Genomic DNA, 17,323 nt, shown 5'->3' on the forward strand with positions numbered 1-17,323 from the left:
GCGCCTGCGGCGGTCGCGCTCAGCCCTCGATGATCGCCCGGATGCGGCCCGCGAGCGCATCGATCGCGAACGGCTTGGTCACCATCTGCGCGCCGGCCTCGTCCGCGTCGCCGAAGGTCGCGTTCTCGGTGTAGCCCGTGATGAACAGCACCTTGAGCCCCGGGCGTAGCGCCCGGGCGCGCCGGGCCAGCCGCCGCCCGTCGAGACCGGGCAGGCCCACATCGGTGACGAGCAGGTCGATCCGGCCCGCGCCCTCCACCAGGGCGAGGCCCGCCAGGCCGTCGGCCGCCTCCAGCGCGAGATAGCCGAGATCGTGCAGCACCTCGACGATGAGGTCGCGCACCACCGCCTCGTCCTCCACCACCAGCACCGTCTCGCCGCGCCCGACCGGGACGGCCGCCTCGTGCTCGGACGACCGCCCGGGGGGCGCGCTTCCCCGGTGGCGCGGCAGGTAGAGGCTGATCGTCGTGCCGCGCCCGGACTCCGAGGCGATGGCGACATGCCCCTCCGATTGCCGCGCGAAGCCGTAGACCATGGACAGGCCGAGGCCCGTGCCCTGGCCGATCGGCTTCGTGGTGAAGAACGGGTCGAAGGCCTTGGCGATCACCTCGGGCGTCATCCCGGTGCCGGTATCGGTGACCTGGATGCGGACGTAGTCGCCCGCGGCGAGCCCGGCGGGACGGCGCGCGTCGGTCCGGCCGAGCGCGGCGTTGTCGGCCGCGATGGTCAGCCGCCCGCCGGCCGGCATCGCGTCGCGGGCGTTGATCGCGAGGTTGAGGATCCCGTTCTCGAGCTGGTGCGCGTCGCAGAGCGTGGGCCAGAGCGCGTCCGCGGTCGCGATCTTCAGGGCGACGCGCTCGCTCAACGTGCGCCGCAGGAGCTCCTCCATCCCGGCGATCAGGGCATCGACCGCGACGGGGCGCGGCTCCAGGGGCTGGCGCCGCGCGAAGGCGAGGAGGCGGTGGGTGAGGGCAGCCGCGCGCTGGCCGGAGGCGAGCGCCGCCGCGATGTACTTGTCGATCTGGTCGCCGCGTCCCTGGCGGATGCGGGTCTGCATCAGATCGAGCGAGCCGACGATGCCGGTGAGCAGGTTGTTGAAGTCGTGGGCGATGCCGCCGGTGAGCTGGCCGACCGCCTCCATCTTCTGGGCCTGCAGCAGAGCCTCCTCCGCTTGGCGCTGCTCGGTGATGTCGCGTCCGACGACGTAGTACAGCGCGCCCTCGGGCACCGCGGTCCACATCACGGTCCGCCGCTCGCCGTCCGCGCAGATCACCCGGTCGATGAAGGAGGTCACGGTCTCTCCGGCCGCGAGCCGCGCCAGGGTCGCGACCGCCCCCGCGTGGTCGGCCGGATCGACGCGGTCGAGGAGGGGGCGGGCGAGCAGCGCCTCGGCGCTCCAGCCCAGCATCCGCGTCCAGGCCGGGTTGACGGATTTCAGGTAGCCGTCGAGCCCGACCGTGCCCATCAGGTCCGACGTGGTCTCCCAGAGCCGGTCGCGCTCGCGCGTGCGCGCCTCGACCTCGCGCGTCAGCGCGGCCTCGACGCTCCGGCGCTCGGTCACGTCCTGCACGAAGACGTGGACGCCCTCCACCGCTCCGTCCGGTGCCGTCCGGGGCCGGAGGCGCACCGCGCCGATCCGCTCGCGGCCGTCGGCGTGCGGCAGGCTGGTCTCGAACTCCACCTCCGCCCCCGCCAGCGCCCGGTCGATCCACGAGCGGGACCCGGCGAACGCCGCCGCGCCGACGACCTCCTCGACCGTGCGCCCGATCATCCAGGCGGGATCGACCCCGTACCAGCTCCGGTAGGCGGCGTTGGCGAACCCGTAGCGGTAGTCCGGCCCCACGAAGGCGACGAGGATCGGCAGGATGTCGGCGACGACGCGCAGCTCCGCCGCGGCGGTGCGCAGGCGCGCCTCGCTCGCGGCCAGCGCCTCCGCGGCGAGGCGGCGCGCGGTGATGTCGAAGGTCGCGCCGGGAAAGCGCGCGGGATGCCCGTCGTCATCGAGGATGCAGTGGCCCTGCGCCATGACCCAGCGGACCGCCTCGTCCTGCGGGGCATCCGTTCGCAGGAGCCGGTACTCAGCCGTGAAGTCCCCGCCCGTCCGCATCGCCGCGGCGATCGCCGCCTGCAGCTGCGCGATGTCCTCAGGGTGGATGCCGGCGAAGAACTCGGCGATCGGTGCGCCCCGGGCGGCCGTCTCGGGATCGACGCCGTAGAGCCGGGCGAAGCGCGCGTCGGCGGTGACGCGGTCGTTCGGGACGTCCCAGTCCCAGGTCCCGATGCCGTCGCCCGCCGAGAGCGCGAGTTCGAGCCGCTCGTCGCTCGCGCGACGCTGCCGCTCGGCCAGCACGTGCGCCGTGGTCTCGGCGGTGGTGCAGATCATCCCGGCGATCGCGCCCGAATCGTCGCGGACCGGCGAGTAGGTGAAGCTCCACCACGTCTCCTCCGCTGCGCCGTGTCGGTGCATGGTCAGGGGCAGGTCGGTCGCCGCGATCGGCCGGCCGGCGAGCGCGCTGGCGCAGAGCGGGCCGACGTCGGCCCAGACATCCGCCCACAGCTCGGGGAAGGGCGTGCCGAGCGCCCGGCCGAGCCGGTCGCCGAGGATCGGCCGGTAGGCGTCGTTGTAGAAGCTGAGGAGGTCCGGCCCCCAGGCCAGGAACATCGCGCTCGGGCAGGCCAGCATGGTCGCGAGCGTGGTGCGCAGCGAGACCGGCCAGGATGCCGGAGGCCCGAGCGCCGTGCCGGACCAGTCGCGCGCCAGGATCTCCCGCCCCGTCAGGCCGCCCTCGGCGAGGAAGCGGAGGGCCGGCGGAACGCCGGCCGCGGGTTCCACGCCCGGTTCGGTACAGTGGACGGCCGACACGCTCACGGGGACGGCCCGGCTCCCACGCCGCCCGCAACGGTCCCGCCGCGACCGACCCCGCACAATCCGATCCGACGCATGCCGATCCCACGCATGCGGGAACCGATGTGGGCAACGCGCGCCGCAGTCAACGCGGGCGTGCCCCCGGACGCGCGATTCAGTTGCGCATCGCCGCTCAGGCCGCGACCCGGCCGTCCAGCGGGAACACCTTGGCGGGGTTCATCAGCCAGCGTGGGTCGAAGACGTTGCGCACCCGCATCTGCTGCTCGAGATCCGCCTGGTTGTACTGGAAGCGCATCAGCTCGCGCTTCTCGATGCCGACGCCGTGCTCGCCGGTCAGGCAGCCGCCGGCCTCGACGCAGAGCTTCAGGATCTCGTCGCCGGCGGCCTCCGCCTTCTGCAGCTCGCCCGGCTTGTTGATGTCGAACAGGATCAGCGGGTGCAGGTTGCCGTCGCCCGCGTGGAAGACGTTGGCGACGCGAAGCCCCTTCTCGGCGCAGATCGCGCCGATGCGCTCCAGCACGGGCCCGAGCTGGCCGGTGGGGATGGTGCCGTCCATGCAGATGTAGTCGGAGATCCGCCCGGTCGCCCCGAAGGCGGACTTGCGCCCCTTCCAGATCGCGGCCGATTCGGCTTCCGACTTCGAGACCCGGAGGCTGGTCGGGCGGAAATCCTGCGCGATCGCCGCGATGCGGGCGAGCATCGCCTCGCACTCGGCGTCCGAGCCCTCGACCTCGATGATCAGCATCGCCTCGGCGTCGCGCGGATAGCCGGCCTGGGCGAAATCCTCGGTGATCAGGATCGCCTCGCGGTCCATGTACTCGATCGCGACCGGGATGATGCCGGCCGCGATGATCGCCGCCACGCAGTCGCCCGCATCCTCCACCCGCGAGAAGCCGACGAGGGCGGGCCGCGCGCCTTCCGCCGCCCGCAGGATCCGCACCGTGGCCTCGGTGACGATGCCGAGCTGCCCCTCCGAACCGCAGACGAGGCCGAGCAGGTCGTAGCCGGGGCTGTCGAGGTGGTCGCCGCCGACCTCCACCACGGTGCCGTCGTTCATCACCAGCGTCACGCCCATCAGGTTGTTGGTGGTGACCCCGTATTTGAGGCAGTGGGCGCCGCCGGAATTCATCGCGATGTTGCCCGCGATGGTGCAGGCGAGCTGGCTCGACGGGTCGGGCGCGTAGAAGAAGCCCTCGTGGCTGACGGCGCCCGAGATGGCGAGGTTCGTGATGCCGCTCTGCACCCGCGCCGTGCGGTTGGCGAAATCGAGGTCGAGCACGCGGGTCATCTTGGCGACCCCGAGAATGATCGCGTCCTCCTGCGCGATCGCGCCGCCCGCGAGCGAGGTGCCGGCGCCGCGCGGCACCACCCGCACGCCGTTGGCGTGGCAGTAGGCCATCACGGCCGAGACCTCCTCGGTGGTGGAGGGCAGCACCACGGCCAGCGGCATCTTGCGGTAGGCAGTGAGCCCGTCCGTCTCGAAGGCGCGGCGCTCGTCCTCGCTGGTGACGAGGGCCTCCGGCCCGACCAGGGGGCGCAGGCCCGCGAGGATGGCCTCGCGGCGGGCGAGGATCTCGGGATCCGGGTCCGGAAAGCGGATCGACATGGCGTTGGCGTCCTCTGGCGTCTCGTCCCGGTCCCGCACCCGCCCGGCGCCCGATGGCGCCGCAGGGGACCGGCCGGCGGTTTGGCGGCGATGTTAGCGGATCCGCGCGCCGCCATCCACGGGCGCCGCCCATCGGGTGCGCCGCGTGCGGCATCGTACGGTCCGGCAGGCGGGCCGGGCGGCCGGAGCCTTGTCCCGCCCGCACGCGCCCTAGATGCCAAGCAGTCTAGTCTTGACCTGTTCTAAGGGCTCAAGCTCTGCCATAACCGCAGGCGGCGTTGACCCGCCCAAAGGAGGAAAAACGAATGCGTCACATGATCCTCGGCGCCGCGCTCGCGCTGCTCCTGCCCGTCGCCGCACAGGCCGAGGGCGATGCCGCGGCCGGCGAGAAGGCGTTCGCGCCCTGCAAGGCCTGCCACAACTTCGAGAAGAACGGCGTCGGGCCGGACCTGAAGGGCGTCGTCGGCCGCAAGGCGGGCACCTACGAGGGCTACAACTACTCGGCCGCGCTGAAGAATTCGGGCCTGACCTGGGACGAGGCCAACCTCAAGGAGTGGCTGAAGGACCCGAAGGCCAAGGTGCCGGGCAACAAGATGGTCTACCCGGGCCTGAAGGACGAGAAGAAGCTCGACGACGTGATCGCCTACCTCAAGTCCAAGAGCTGAGCGAACAGCGGACCGGCATTCCGGTCCGTCCGGGCCGCTCCCGCATCGGCGGGGGCGGCCATTTCGTATCCGCGCCTCAGCAGGGCACGCCCCCGTGCAGCCCGTTGCGCAGGGTGACGAGGTTGTCGAGGAGTGCCCGGCGCCCCTCCATGTCGAGGCCCGTCATGCCGCCGGCCCGGTTCGGGACGCAGGCGAGTTCCTCGCGCAGCGCGCGCCCCTCGGGCGTCAGGAAGATGCTGACCTGCCGCTCGTCCACCCGGTCGCGGGCGCGGCGCACCCGGCCCGACGCCTCCAGCCGCTTGAGGAGGGGCGTCAGGGTGCCCGAATCGAGGAACAGGCGGTTGCCGATCTCCTTCACGGTCAACCCCTCCTCCTCCCACAGCACCAGCAGGACCAGGTATTGCGGGTAGGTCAGGTCGTGCTGGCCCAGCAGGGTGCGGTAGGCGCGCCCGAAGGCGTGGGCCGCCGCGTAGACGGCGAAGCAGAGCTGGTTGTCGAGGAGCTGCGGGTCGGCCGGGTCGATCGCGCGGGCGGGCGGGACGTCGCCGTCGGTCTTGCGCGGCGCGCGGGCCTGGGCGTCTGGTCGGCTTGGCATGAAACTCAACTCCCGTCCGGCTCGCCCGAGCCGCACCGCGCATCGCAAGTATGAAACCCGCATCGTAGACAGAAGATCGTTCGCGCACAATGAATTTGCCGCAACGCACCTATCGATTGCGCGCAATTGAGCGTCGCGGCAGGGCTGGGTATAAGGGTTGTGCGCAACCGGGTTTGGCGACCGGCAGGAACCCTGAGGTTCCACAGACGGGTTTCGCGACCACCGGAACGAGTTCCAGAGGAGAACACCATGCAGGCACTCTACACCGCCCATGCCCACGCGACCGGCGGCCGCGAGGGATCCGCCGCCTCGAACGACGAGCGGCTGAGCGTCGGCCTCGCCACCCCGAAGGAGCTCGGCGGCAACGGCGGTGCCGGCACCAATCCCGAGCAGCTCTTCGCGGCCGGCTACGCCGCCTGCTTCCTCGGCGCGATCAAGTTCGTGGCCGCGCAGGACAAGGTGAAGATCCCGGAGGACGCGAAGGTCGAGGCCGATGTCGGCATCGGCAAGCGCGAGGACGGCACCGGCTTCGGCCTCACCGTCGCCCTCCGGGCGACCCTGCCGGGCATCGAGCGGGCCCAGGCCGAGGACATCGTCCGGCGCGCCGACGTGGTCTGCCCCTACTCGCACGCCACCCGCGGCAACATCCGTGTCGAGGTCACCGCGGCCTGAGCGCGGGATCGGCGCGGGCGAACATCTTGAGGGCGGGTCCGGTCCAGGCGACCGGGCCCGTCCGTCTTGCCTTCGGGGGCTTCCGCCGAACGCAGAGGAGGCCGGTACAGGGCGCGGGCTCCCTCTCCCGTGCGGGAGAGGGGGCACGGCGCGGTTCGGGTCCGACCCGAGGATTGCCGCCGGCCTCCCGGTGAGCAGGCGAGAACCCGAGGGCCGGCCCCGTGGCCGGCAGGGGAGGGGGCCGGAAAACGAAAGGGCCCGCCGGCGCGGGGAAACCGCGGCGGCAGGCCCTGTTCCGCACCGGCGGGGTGCGGGGATCGGCGATGGGGGGCGTCAGACCGCGATGCGCTCCTCGACCTCGTTCGGCTCGCGCAGCACGTAGCCGCGGCCCCAGACGGTCTCGATGTAGTTGCGGCCCTGGCTGGCGTTGGCGAGCTTCTTGCGCAGCTTGCAGATGAACACGTCGATGATCTTCAGCTCGGGCTCGTCCATGCCGCCGTAGAGATGGTTGAGGAACATCTCCTTGGTCAGCGTGGTGCCCTTCCGCAGCGAGAGGAGTTCCAGCATCTGGTACTCCTTGCCGGTGAGGTGCACGCGGGCGCCGCCGACCTCGACGGTCTTCTGGTCGAGGTTCACCACGAGGTCGCCCGTGGTGATCACCGACTGGGCGTGGCCCTTCGAGCGGCGCACGATCGCGTGGATGCGGGCGACCAGCTCGTCCTTGTGGAAGGGCTTGGTGAGGTAGTCGTCGGCGCCGAAGCCGAGGCCCTTCACCTTGTCCTCGATGCCGGCCATGCCCGACAGGATCAGGATCGGCGTCTTCACCTTGGCGACGCGAAGCGACCGCAGAACCTCGTAGCCCGACATGTCGGGCAGGTTCAGGTCGAGCAGGATGATGTCGTAATCGTAGAGCTTGCCGAGATCGACGCCCTCCTCACCGAGATCGGTGGTGTAGGTGTTGAAGTTCTCGGACTTGAGCATCAGCTCGATGCTCTGCGCCGTGGCGCTGTCGTCCTCGATCAGAAGTACCCGCATCGTCGGTCCCCAGCCCCGCCGGCCGCATCATCGTACGGACACGTCCCCGCCGCGCTCTCCCACGGTCCTGTGGAAGAGCGTTGCCACGACATTGACGTACGACGCTATGCGTTAATCGTTAACAAAACCTGATTCCGGGTTGCAAGCGGTCCGTTCGCATCTCGCCCAGGCCCGAACCTGAGTCGTTGACGGTCTGTTCTCACAGGACCCCCAACGCCGCGCGTACCGAACGCTCGATCCCCTGCCCAAGTGCCTCGCCCGCAACGGATCCGTGAGCCCTGTTGCGCGCCGGTCACGCCGGCGCGCCTTGTCGGGCGGGAGCCCGTGGAGGCTCCTGCCCGGCATCGCGGGTACGGGTCGCTACAAGCCCGATGAGCGCAGTGTTAAGGAGGGAGGTAAACGAAGCGTTGAGGGGCGAGCGGGTGTCGCAGAATCCTCCGGCCAAGCCCACGCCGCCCTCGCTCGCGACCCTGCGGGCCGCGCTGGAGCGGGTCGAGACGGTCGAGACCTACGGGCGCGTCGTGGCGATCCGGGGGCTTCTCGTCGAGGTGGCGGGGCCGGTCTCGGCGATGCGGCTGGGTGGGCGGCTCGACGTCGAGGGGGTGGCGGGCCTCATCCCCTGCGAGGTGATCGGCTTCCAGGGCGAGCGGGCGCTCGCCATGCCGTTCGGCTCGCTGGAGGGCGTGCGCCGGGGCTGCCCGGCTTTCGTGCGCGACGAGGCGGCGGGCGCGGTGCGGCCGTCCCAGGGCTGGCTCGGCCGGGTGATCGACGCGCTCGGGCGCCCGGTCGATGGGCTCGGGCCGCTGCCGCAGGGGCCCGAGATCTACCCCTTGCGGGCCGACCCGCCCCCGGCCCACGCGCGGCGCCGGGTCGGCACGCCGCTCGATCTCGGCGTGCGCTGCATCAACACGTTCCTCACCATGTGCGCCGGCCAGCGCATGGGCATCTTCGCCGGCTCGGGCGTGGGCAAGTCGGTGCTGCTCTCGATGCTCGCCCGCTACACCGCCGCGGACGTGGCGGTGATCGGCCTCGTCGGCGAGCGCGGCCGCGAGGTGCAGGAGTTCCTGCAGGACGACCTGGGTGCGGCGGGCCTTGCCCGCTCGGTCGTGGTGGTGGCGACCTCCGACGAGCCGGCCCTGATGCGCCGCAACGCCGCCTACGTCACCCTCTCGGTGGCCGAGCACTTCCGCGACCAGGGCGCGCGGGTGCTCTGCATGATCGACTCGATCACCCGCTTCGCCATGGCCCAGCGCGACATCGGGCTCGCCGCCGGCGAGCCGCCGACCGCCAAGGGCTACACGCCGACCGTGTTCAGCGAGTTGCCGCGCCTGCTCGAGCGGGCCGGGCCCGGGGTGGGGGAGGGGACCATCTCGGCGCTGTTCACGGTGCTGGTCGAGGGCGACGACCACAACGAGCCGGTGGCGGACGCGGTGCGCGGCATCCTCGACGGGCACATCGTGATGGAGCGCGCCATTGCCGAGCGCGGGCGCTACCCGGCGATCAACGTGCTGCGCTCGGTCTCGCGCACCATGCCGCGCTCCTGCGACCCAGCCTTCCTCCCCGTGGTGCGCCGGGCGCGGCGGGTGCTGGCCACCTACAGCGACATGGAGGAGCTGATCCGCCTCGGCGCCTACCGCGCCGGCTCCTCGGCCGAGGTCGACGAGGCGGTGGCGCTGATGCCGGATATCGAGGCTTTTCTGGGACAGGGTAAGGAAGAAGCAACGTCCATCGGTGAAGGTTACGCACGTCTCGCCCAGATCGTGGGGGCGGGGTGAGAGGCGCGTTCCGGGATGACCGGTTGGGGCCTCCGTCGAAGCGTGGAGTGAGCGTCCCCCCATGAAATCGCGTGACACGCTGATCCGCCTGCGCCGCTTCCAGGTCGATGAGAAGCGCCGCCGTGTGACGCAGATCGAGATGATGATGGCCGACTTCCTGCGCATGGCCCAGGAGCTCGACCGGGAGATCGCCCAGGAGGAGGCCCGTGCCGGCATCTCCGACACCGCCCACTTCGCCTACCCGACCTATGCCCGCGCCGCCGCCGGCCGCCGGGACAACATGCGCCAGTCGGCCGCCGCGCTGGAGGACCAGCTCGCCGAGGCCAAGGCCGAGCTCGGCGAGGCCTTCGAGGACCTGAAGAAGGTCGAGATCCTGGACGACCGCGAGCGCTCCGCCGAGCGCGCCGCCGAGGCCGCCCGCGAGCAGGCCGCGATGGACGGCATCGGCCTCGGACGCGCCCGCGCCTGAGGCTGGCCGCGAAGTCCCGTACGGGGCCGGGTGGCCGGCTCCGCCTCGCCGTCGCGCATCGCTGCGCTGCATCGCCGGGGTCCGTGCCCCGCGATGCGGCGTTTTTCCGTTCGTTGGGCCGGCGTCGCCGGGAGCCCCACGCCCAGGGGCTGCCGCAGGCGGCGCGGGGTCAGGGTCGAGTCCGCAAGGCCCCGGTGCCGACCGGAACGACCTCCGGCCTCGGGTCCCGAGTCCGTCCGCCGAACTCGGCCCTTCGACTGGGCTTAGCCCGGCAGGCGTGCGGTGTCCGGCGCGAGCAGGCGCCGCGCCTTGAGGTTCAGGGCCGGCTTCTCGATCAGCTGCCAGGACAGGGCTGCCGGCCCGATCACCAGGAGGGCGCTCGCGAGGGCCTGGACCAGCGGATGCGCGCCGGGCGTCGGCCCGAGCACGACCTGCTGGATCGGGTAGGCGTAGATACGGCGAGCGCCGCGATCCGGCGCAGCGCACCGGAATTGTTCGCTCTGTCGCTCATCGGGCCATTCCCAGGATGCCGGCCGGCTCGGCCGATCGGAGGTCGGCGGCCCGGCCCGCGCCGGAACCCGTGTCCGCCGTCGCGTCCGCGCCGGCGGCCGGATCCGCGCGCGCGCCGTCGGCGGCGCCGAGCAGGAACCAGAGCAGGGCGGCGGTCTTGATCGAGAAGGGCGAGTCGCTGATGACGAGCAGCAGGCAGATGTAGGCCGCCACCGCGCAGCGCAGCCGCCACGCATCCGCGTTGCCGGCGGGCATCAGCACGAAGAGCAGCCAAGCCGCCAGCCCGCCCACGAGCCCGATCTGGAGCAGCACGTAGGCGTAGCCCGCGTCCGAGACGAAGACCTTCTCGGCGCTGATCCCCAGCACGCCTTCGAGCGGCAGCGCGGTGACGATCTCGGCCGCGACCAGCAGGCGCCCGACGAAGTTGTTGCTCCGGTCCGAGGCCGTGCTCTCGAAGCCGCAGACCGCGAGCGCCAGCAGGATGGCGCAGGGCAGGGCGAACCAGAGCAGGCGCGGCAGCCGGTGTGCGGCCAGGAGCGCGGCGGCGATCGCCACGCAGACGACGGCGCCGAAGCGCGCGTCCGCCAGGATGATGGTGAGGGCCGCGCAGGCGAAGAGCCAGCCCCGGCCCCGCATCCCCGGCCGGTAGAGGCCCCAGGCGAACAGGATCGCGCCGAAATTGCCCGCCGAGACCGGTTCGAGGAACACCGAGGAGACCCGGTGCGGCCCGAGGAAGGGCAGGATCGTGCGCGCATCCGGCCGCACGCCGCTCACGAAGAGCGAGCCGGTGAGGCCGTTGATCTCGGCGGCCGACATGCTGCCGCGGGCGATGTAGTAGCGCACGATGTTGAAGAACTGCTCGTAGAGCGGCAGCGCCGCGTACTCGAACAGGCCCATCGCCACCACGATGAGGCCGGCGGCGAGCGCCGCGCGGTCCGCGTCGCGGATGTCGGGCGCGCGCAGGCCGAGATTGTAGAAGGCGACCGGGATGAGCAGGTCGCGGATCATCTTCGGATCGGTCGAGCCCCGCAGCACCAGGAGCAGGATCGCGTAGGCGGCGAGCACCGCGATCACCAGCCAGGGGCCCGCGCGCGCGTCGAGCGCGAAGGCCAGCGCCAGCATCACGATGCAGGCCTCGGCGCCGGCGACGGTGCCGCCCGTGACCGGCAGGCCCATCGTGTTCAGGAAGCAGAGCCCGGCATTGAAGAGGAGCGCGCCCATCAGCGCGCACAGGGCTGCGCCGGACTGGTAGGGCGCGCGCCCGTCCACGGCGCTCACGCCGGCCTCACCGCCACGGCGGCGCCCCGGGGCACCGCGCGGCGCGCGAGCGGCGCGCGCCCCGGCTGGACCGCGACGATCCCGATGAGGCCCGCGCGGCGGAAGCCGCCGGTCCCGTCCAGGATCTCGATCAGTCGCGCCAGGCGGCCGCGCGTGGTCCGGCCCGGGGCGATCACGAGGACGATCGCGTCCGAGGTCTCGGGGATCGCGAGCCAGCTCTCGCCGTCGGTGACGTCGCGCTCCGTCACGATCAGCTCCGGCCGCGCGGCGGGCTGGTGCAGGGGGAGCTGGCGGGCCGGCGACAGGCGGGGGGCGGGCTCGGTCGCGCTCCGCTGCGGGCGCAGCGTCCCGGGGACGAGGCGCGTCGGCGCGCCCAGGCGGATCAGCAGTTCGGTCAGGACGTGGGCGGTGCGCAGGCGCTCCGCGCCCAGCCCTTCCGAGGCCACGGTGATCGTCGCCCCCGGCCGGGCGGCGAGGCGGTCGCGCAGCTCGCGGGCCACCGCCACGAGGGCCTGGTCGGCGTCGGGGCCGTCCTGCCCGGCGCGGCGCGGCACCGGCAGCCGCGCCCAGACCGGCAGCCCGGAGGCGGTGAGGGCGGCGGCCGAGGCGAAGGTCCCGCGCCAGAGGTCGAACAGGAAGCCGGCGGCGAGCCCGAGCACCGCGCCGAGCAGGGCGCCGGCGGCCGCGACGATCGGCATCGGCGTGTCCGAGGGCTTCAGCGGCGGCACGGCCCTGGAGACGATCTGCGAGTTGCTCGGGTTGATCATCTCCTGCTGCTCGAGGTCCTTGGTGCGGCCGAGCACGAGGTTGTAGGTCCGCCGGATCGCCTCGGCCTCGCTCTCGAGCTGGCGCAGGCGGATGCCCTCCTCGTTGCTGCTGGTCTGCGAGGTGACGAGTGCCTCGGCCCGCTTGCGCAGGTGCTTCAGGCCCTCCTCGGCGCGGCGCACGTCCTCGTCGATGGTGCGGCGGATGCGGTCGGCCTCCGCGGCGATCAGCCGGACGGTCGCGGCGCGCTGGGCGGCGAGGGCGATCATCTGCGGGTGGTTCTGGCCGAGGCTGCGCGAGAGCTGGGCGATCTCCTGCGTGCTCTGGGCGTGCTGCGCGCGCAGCGAGATCATCACCGCGGAGGCGCCCGCCTCCGGCGTCGCGGGCGGGCCGTCGGCCGCGGCCCAGGCCTTGGCCTTCTCGCGCCGGCCCGAGAGCCGGGCGAGTTCGGCCTCCGCGGTGGTGATCTGCCCGTAGAGGTCGCGCAGCTGCTGCGAGACGAGGAGGCCCGACTCGCCCGAGCCGATCAGCCCCTTGTCGGCCCGGTAGCGCTCGACCGCGAGGTCGGCCCGGTCGAGCTGGCCGCGCAGGTCGTTGAGCTGGGTCAGCAGGGTCTCGTTGGCGCGCCGGACCGCGGCGAGCCGGTCGCCGGCCGAGACCTCGAAATAGACGGCCGCGATCGTGTTGGCGATCTCGGCGGCCCGGCGCGGCTCCGGGTAGGTCGCGGTGAGCTGGAAGATCAGCGAGGTCTCGACCCGGCGCACGATGAGGCGCTTGCGCAGGGCCTCGAGCGCCAGGCCGGCCCGGTCGGCGCCGGGCTTGGCCCCGCGGGTCAGGACCGGATCCTCGCCGAGGTTCAACTGCGCGACCACGCGCTCCAGCACCTTGGCGGAGAGCAGGATCAGCGACTGGCTCTCGAGATTGGCGAAGTCGAGCTGCGGCGGCGTGTCCGGCCTGGAGAGGCCGCGCCCCACGATCTGCAGCGCCTGCGGGTCGATCAGGATCTCGACGCTCGCCCGGTAGCTCGGTGACTGGCGCAGGGCGAAGAGCGCGCCGAGGCAGGCTGCCAGCAGCGCGCCCGCCGCGATCCAAGACCAGCGCCGCCGTGCCGAGCCCCACAGGTCCGCGAGCGTGCCGCTGGACGGGCCGACCGCCGTGCCCCCGGCGAGGCGGGGACCCGAGACCGATCCGGCCGGCGGCAAAGCCCGCACCTGCTCCACGACGTCACTCCGGCCGACGCAACACTGCTCGGGGCCAGAAATACTGTCCGAGTGGTGACCAATCCCCACCGGCCGGCCGCCACGGCGTCTTCTCAATCTGACACACGGCGGCACTCGGGCCCGGCGTCGGCCGCGGCCCGAACAGCCACCGGTCGAGCGCCCCGAACCACGCGAGCGTCGGCCGCTCGACGAGCCGGTGGCTCAGCCCCGCCAGGACGACGGCGGCGGCGACGAGGGCGAGGGCCGTCGCGAGGTTCAGGGCCGGCCCGCCGAGATCCACGCTCCCGGTCTCGCTGCCGGGCGGCAGGCTCCCGACGCGCGGCACCGCGTAGTGCAAGCCGGCCAGGAACACCTGGATCACCGGGAGATGGAGCAGGTAGACCGAGAAGGACCAGCGGCCGAGCGCCTGCGGCAGCCCGCGCCGGGCCGCGGCCGAGACGGGGCCGCGCCCGTGTGACAGGACGGCGATCGCGGCGCCGAAGGCCACGGGCGCGCCGTAGGCCCAGTCCCCCGGCGGCACCAGGGCCGGGATCGCGACGAGGAGGCCGATCGCCCCGGCCTCGGCCCAGCCCGCGCCGCCGTCCGGCGCGCGCGCGGCGTCGCGCAGGCAGTAGGCGAGACAGCCGACGAAGAGGTCGAACAGGCAGCGCAGGATGCCCCAATCCTCTATCGCGAACAGGGTCCGGGGGCTGACCGCGTGGAGGGCGAGGGCGGCGAGCAGGGCGAGACCCGCGAAGACCCAGCGCGCCCGCGGCCCCGCCAGCATCACGGTGCCGGCGAGCACCAGCGAGGCGTAGAACTCGACCGCGATGCTCCAGGCCGGAACGTTCCAGCTGAACTCGCCGAAGGTGATGAAGTCCTGCAGGAACAGCAGGTGGGTGAGCACCTCGACCGGCCGGTGCGCTGGGCCGAAGGGCGGCGTGACCACGGGCGTGCCCGGATGGCCGGCGAGGTAGAGGAGGCGCGCCGCCTCGAGCGAGATCAGAAGCCCGAGCGTCGCGGCGTGCAGCGGCCACAGGCGGCCGAAGCGGGCCAGCGCGAAGCGCAGGCCCTGGGTCGGGCTTCCCAGCCGCGCTCCGTAGGCGTGCAGCAGCACGAAGCCCGACAGGACGAAGAAGACGTCGACACAGAACTGCACGTTGTCGAAGCGCGGCGCTTCCCGCAACGGGTGCGCGAACGGCATGTGGAAGAAGGCGACCGCCAGCGCGCAGACGCCCCGCAACGCGTCGAGCGTTTCGAAACGGGACGCCGGCTCGGCTGCCCTGTCCGCTCTCTGTTCCATCGTGGTGTGTTCCCGTTCGACCACGGGACCGGCGAGCGACCCCGCGATCCCGGCGTGCAGGGGCGATGCCGTAACAGGGTGTAAATCCCCGGCCCCGCCGCCGTCGCCGGCCGGTTGGTTTCTGATTTACCACGGATCCGGAACGGGTTTGACTTTCTTCGTGTCCGAGATCTACCGTACAAAAGGCAAATTCATAGGGGCTCTTGATGGTTTCGCTGGAAGACATCCGTAATATTCTCGCGCGGAACGAGGCTTTGGCTCCGATCGCCGCGGAGATCGCGGAGGACGACAACCTGTTCGACAAGGGTCTCGACTCCTTCGGCTCAGTGCAGCTCATGCTGGCGCTCGAGGAGCATTTCGACGTCGAGTTCCCCGACCACCTCCTCAGCCGCAAGTCGTTCTCGACGATCCGCAGCATCCGCGAGACCGTCTCCGGCCTGGTCCAGGCGGAAGCCGCCTGACCATGCTGGCCGAGCGCTTCGCACGCGCCGCCTCGGTGGCGGCGCTCCACGCCGACGCGGTGGACCGCGAAGGCCGCTTCCCCGCGGAAGCGGTCGCCGCCCTGAAGGCCGAGCGCCTTCTGGGCCTCCAGATCCCGCGGCAGTTCGGCGGCGAGGGCGCGGGCCTCACGGACATCGCGGAGGGCTGCTACGCGCTCGGCCAAGCCTGCAGCGCGGCCGCCATGGTCTTCGCCATGCACCACATCAAGGTGTCGAGCCTCGTCAGCCACGGGCTCGACAGCGCGTGGCACTGCCGCCTGATGGAGCGTATCGCCTCGGAGCAGCTCCTCGTCGCCTCCTCCACCACGGAGGCCGGCATCGGCGGCGACCTGCGCAACAGCCTCTGCGCCGTCGAGGCGGAGGACGGGGTGTTCGCTCTGGCCAAGGACGCCTCCGTGATCTCCTACGGGGCGCAGGCCGACCTGATCCTCGCCACCGCCCGGCGCAACGCCGAGGCTGCCACCTCCGACCAGGTGCTGGTGGCGCTGCTCAGCGACCAGATCACCCTGGAGCGGACGAGCACCTGGGACACGCTGGGCATGCGGGGCACCTGCAGCGACGGCTTCCGGCTGGAGGCGCGCGGCGTGCCCGTCGAGCAGATCCTGCCGAAACCCTTCGCGGAGATCGCCGCGCAGTCGATGCTGGCCGCCTCGCACCTGCTCTGGAGCAGCGTGTGGTTCGGCATCGCGAGCTTCGCGGTCGATCGCGCCCGCGTCTTCGTGCAGGCCGAGGCGCGCAAGCGCCAGGGCCAGGTGCCGCCGACCGCGCTCAGGCTCGCCGAACTCTCCAACGCCCTCCAGGCGATGAAGGCGACGCTGGTCTCGGCGCTCCGCCGCTTCGAGGACGCGCAGGGCAACGCCGACCTCCTCGACTCGCTCGCCTTCTCGGTGATGCTCAACAACCTGAAGACCACCGCCTCCGACATGGCGGTCGACATCGTCCAGCGCGCGCTCGGGATCGTCGGGCTCGCCGGGTACAAGAACGGCACACCCTTCAGCCTCGGCCGCCCCTTGCGCGACGTCCTCTCGGCGCCGCTCATGATCGGCAACGACCGCATCCTCGCCAACACCGCCAAGCTCCTGCTCGTGCAGAAGAGCTCCGGCCAGCTCATGAGCGCGTGATGGAATCGCTATCCCCCGCCCCGACCTTCTGCGAGCCCCTCGACGACGACGGCCTCGCCGAGCCGACCTTCCTCGACCGGCTCTTCGATCAGGGTCTCCTGGTCCGCACCGGCGTCGACGGCCTCTACGGCCGCAGCGGCGCCTTCGAGAGCGTGGTCGAGGCCCTCGACCGGCTGATCGGCCGGCTGGGTGCGGCCGACAACGCCGAGGTGCTGCGCTTTCCCCCCGGCATGAGCCGGCCGGCCTTCGAGCGCTCCGGCTACCTCAAGGGCTTCCCGAACCTCGCCGGCACCGTGCACAGCTTCTGCGGGCACGAGGGCGAGCACGCCAAGCTCCTGGCCTGCGTCGAGGCGGGTGAGGACTGGACGGCGGGCCAGCGGGCCACCGATATCGTGCTCACCCCGGCCGCCTGCTACCCGCTCTATCCGGTCGCCGCCGCGCGCGGCCCGCTCCCCGCGGAGGGCCGGCTGTTCGACCTGCAATCCTACTGCTTCCGGCGCGAGCCCTCGCTGGAGCCGACCCGGATGCAGCTCTTCCGGATGCGCGAGTACGTGCGCATGGGAAGCCCCGACCAGGTGCTGGCCTTCCGCGAGAGCTGGCTGGAGCGCGGCACCCAGATGATCCGCGACCTCGCGCTGCCGCTCGCGATCGACGCCGCCAACGACCCGTTCTTCGGCCGCGCCGGCCGCATGCTCGCCAACAACCAGCGGGCGCAGGGCCTGAAGTTCGAGCTGAACGTGCCGGTCAACAGCGTCGAGAAGCCGACCGCCTGCCTCAGCTTCAACTACCACCAGGACCATTTCGGCACGACCTGGGACCTCGTGCAGGCGGATGGCGAGGTCGCCCACACGGCCTGCGTCGGGTTCGGGCTGGAGCGCATCACCCTGGCGCTGCTGCGCCACCACGGCCTCGACCTCGCCGCCTGGCCGGAGGGCGTGCGCCGGGTGCTCTGGGGCTGAAGCCG

At 72.2% G+C, this 17,323-nt stretch carries 15 protein-coding genes; 7 read left to right on the top strand and 8 right to left on the bottom strand.

Features of this window, described 5'->3' with window-relative positions; translation table 11 throughout:
• Positions 1 to 19 precede the first annotated feature (19 nt).
• Both MFF56_RS08865 and MFF56_RS08870 read right to left on the bottom strand, forming a co-directional pair.
• Complete coding sequence (locus tag MFF56_RS08865) at positions 20 to 2,833, bottom strand: PAS domain-containing hybrid sensor histidine kinase/response regulator family protein (protein ID WP_066925008.1); 2,814 nt, start codon at positions 2,831 to 2,833, stop codon at positions 20 to 22.
• A 205-nt stretch (positions 2,834 to 3,038) separates the two neighbouring features.
• Positions 3,039 to 4,472, bottom strand: coding sequence for an FAD-linked oxidase C-terminal domain-containing protein (locus MFF56_RS08870; RefSeq protein ID WP_066925010.1), 1,434 nt, complete (start codon positions 4,470 to 4,472; stop codon positions 3,039 to 3,041).
• 305 nt (positions 4,473 to 4,777) lie between these two features.
• On the opposite strand from MFF56_RS08870, the gene MFF56_RS08875 reads away from it, so the two are divergent.
• On the top strand, positions 4,778 to 5,137 hold the full coding sequence (locus MFF56_RS08875) for a c-type cytochrome (RefSeq protein ID WP_066925012.1): 360 nt from the start codon (positions 4,778 to 4,780) through the stop codon (positions 5,135 to 5,137).
• Positions 5,138 to 5,213: 76 nt separating this feature from the next.
• On the opposite strand, the gene MFF56_RS08880 is transcribed toward MFF56_RS08875, so the two are convergent.
• A complete protein-coding gene (locus MFF56_RS08880) occupies positions 5,214 to 5,732 on the bottom strand; it encodes a MarR family winged helix-turn-helix transcriptional regulator (RefSeq protein ID WP_238229944.1) in 519 nt (172 codons plus the stop codon).
• Between the two features lie 249 nt (positions 5,733 to 5,981).
• Here MFF56_RS08880 and MFF56_RS08885 point away from each other — a divergent pair, with 249 nt between their 5' ends.
• Positions 5,982 to 6,404 (top strand): organic hydroperoxide resistance protein, encoded by a 423-nt coding sequence (locus MFF56_RS08885; protein WP_066927778.1) that lies wholly within the window; start codon positions 5,982 to 5,984, stop codon positions 6,402 to 6,404.
• Between the two features lie 333 nt (positions 6,405 to 6,737).
• Here the strand turns inward: MFF56_RS08885 and ctrA are convergent, their stop codons facing one another.
• Entirely contained in the window at positions 6,738 to 7,439 is a 702-nt protein-coding gene (ctrA, locus tag MFF56_RS08890) for a response regulator transcription factor CtrA (protein WP_066927780.1), read from the bottom strand.
• Positions 7,440 to 7,861: 422 nt separating this feature from the next.
• Here ctrA and fliI point away from each other — a divergent pair, with 422 nt between their 5' ends.
• Both fliI and fliJ read left to right on the top strand, forming a co-directional pair.
• Positions 7,862 to 9,214: a flagellar protein export ATPase FliI gene (gene fliI, locus MFF56_RS08895; protein ID WP_238229945.1), complete on the top strand. Its 1,353-nt coding sequence runs from the start codon at positions 7,862 to 7,864 to the stop codon at positions 9,212 to 9,214.
• A gap of 61 nt (positions 9,215 to 9,275) precedes the next feature.
• The gene (fliJ, locus tag MFF56_RS08900; RefSeq protein ID WP_066918072.1) at positions 9,276 to 9,683 is read left to right on the top strand and encodes a flagellar export protein FliJ; all 408 of its coding nucleotides are present in this window, start codon (positions 9,276 to 9,278) and stop codon (positions 9,681 to 9,683) included.
• Positions 9,684 to 9,946: 263 nt separating this feature from the next.
• Here fliJ and MFF56_RS08905 read toward each other — a convergent pair whose 3' ends face one another.
• From MFF56_RS08905 to MFF56_RS08920, 4 genes are all read right to left on the bottom strand, one after another.
• A complete protein-coding gene (locus MFF56_RS08905) occupies positions 9,947 to 10,111 on the bottom strand; it encodes a hypothetical protein (RefSeq protein WP_156453431.1) in 165 nt (54 codons plus the stop codon).
• A 79-nt stretch (positions 10,112 to 10,190) separates the two neighbouring features.
• Complete coding sequence (locus tag MFF56_RS08910; RefSeq protein ID WP_066918073.1) at positions 10,191 to 11,471, bottom strand: hypothetical protein; 1,281 nt, start codon at positions 11,469 to 11,471, stop codon at positions 10,191 to 10,193.
• Positions 11,468 to 13,456: a GumC family protein gene (locus MFF56_RS08915; protein ID WP_238229946.1), complete on the bottom strand. Its 1,989-nt coding sequence runs from the start codon at positions 13,454 to 13,456 to the stop codon at positions 11,468 to 11,470. The genes MFF56_RS08910 and MFF56_RS08915 overlap by 4 nt, the downstream gene beginning before the upstream one ends.
• 4 nt (positions 13,457 to 13,460) lie before the next feature.
• Positions 13,461 to 14,738, bottom strand: coding sequence for an acyltransferase family protein (locus MFF56_RS08920; RefSeq protein WP_238229947.1), 1,278 nt, complete (start codon positions 14,736 to 14,738; stop codon positions 13,461 to 13,463).
• A 206-nt stretch (positions 14,739 to 14,944) separates the two neighbouring features.
• Between MFF56_RS08920 and MFF56_RS08925 the strand changes: the two genes are divergently transcribed.
• From MFF56_RS08925 to MFF56_RS08935, 3 genes are read left to right on the top strand one after another with little or no spacing between them, the layout of a single operon-like run.
• Complete coding sequence (locus MFF56_RS08925; protein ID WP_066923728.1) at positions 14,945 to 15,199, top strand: acyl carrier protein; 255 nt, start codon at positions 14,945 to 14,947, stop codon at positions 15,197 to 15,199.
• A 2-nt stretch (positions 15,200 to 15,201) separates the two neighbouring features.
• On the top strand, positions 15,202 to 16,359 hold the full coding sequence (locus tag MFF56_RS08930; protein ID WP_066923723.1) for an acyl-CoA dehydrogenase family protein: 1,158 nt from the start codon (positions 15,202 to 15,204) through the stop codon (positions 16,357 to 16,359).
• On the top strand, positions 16,359 to 17,318 hold the full coding sequence (locus tag MFF56_RS08935; protein ID WP_066923725.1) for an amino acid--[acyl-carrier-protein] ligase: 960 nt from the start codon (positions 16,359 to 16,361) through the stop codon (positions 17,316 to 17,318). Before MFF56_RS08930 ends, MFF56_RS08935 begins: the two co-directional genes overlap by 1 nt.
• The last annotated feature ends 5 nt before the right edge of the window (positions 17,319 to 17,323 follow it).

It is taken from the genome of Methylobacterium hispanicum, assembly GCF_022179285.1.
In the GTDB taxonomy this organism is placed as follows: Bacteria; Pseudomonadota; Alphaproteobacteria; order Rhizobiales; family Beijerinckiaceae; genus Methylobacterium; species Methylobacterium hispanicum.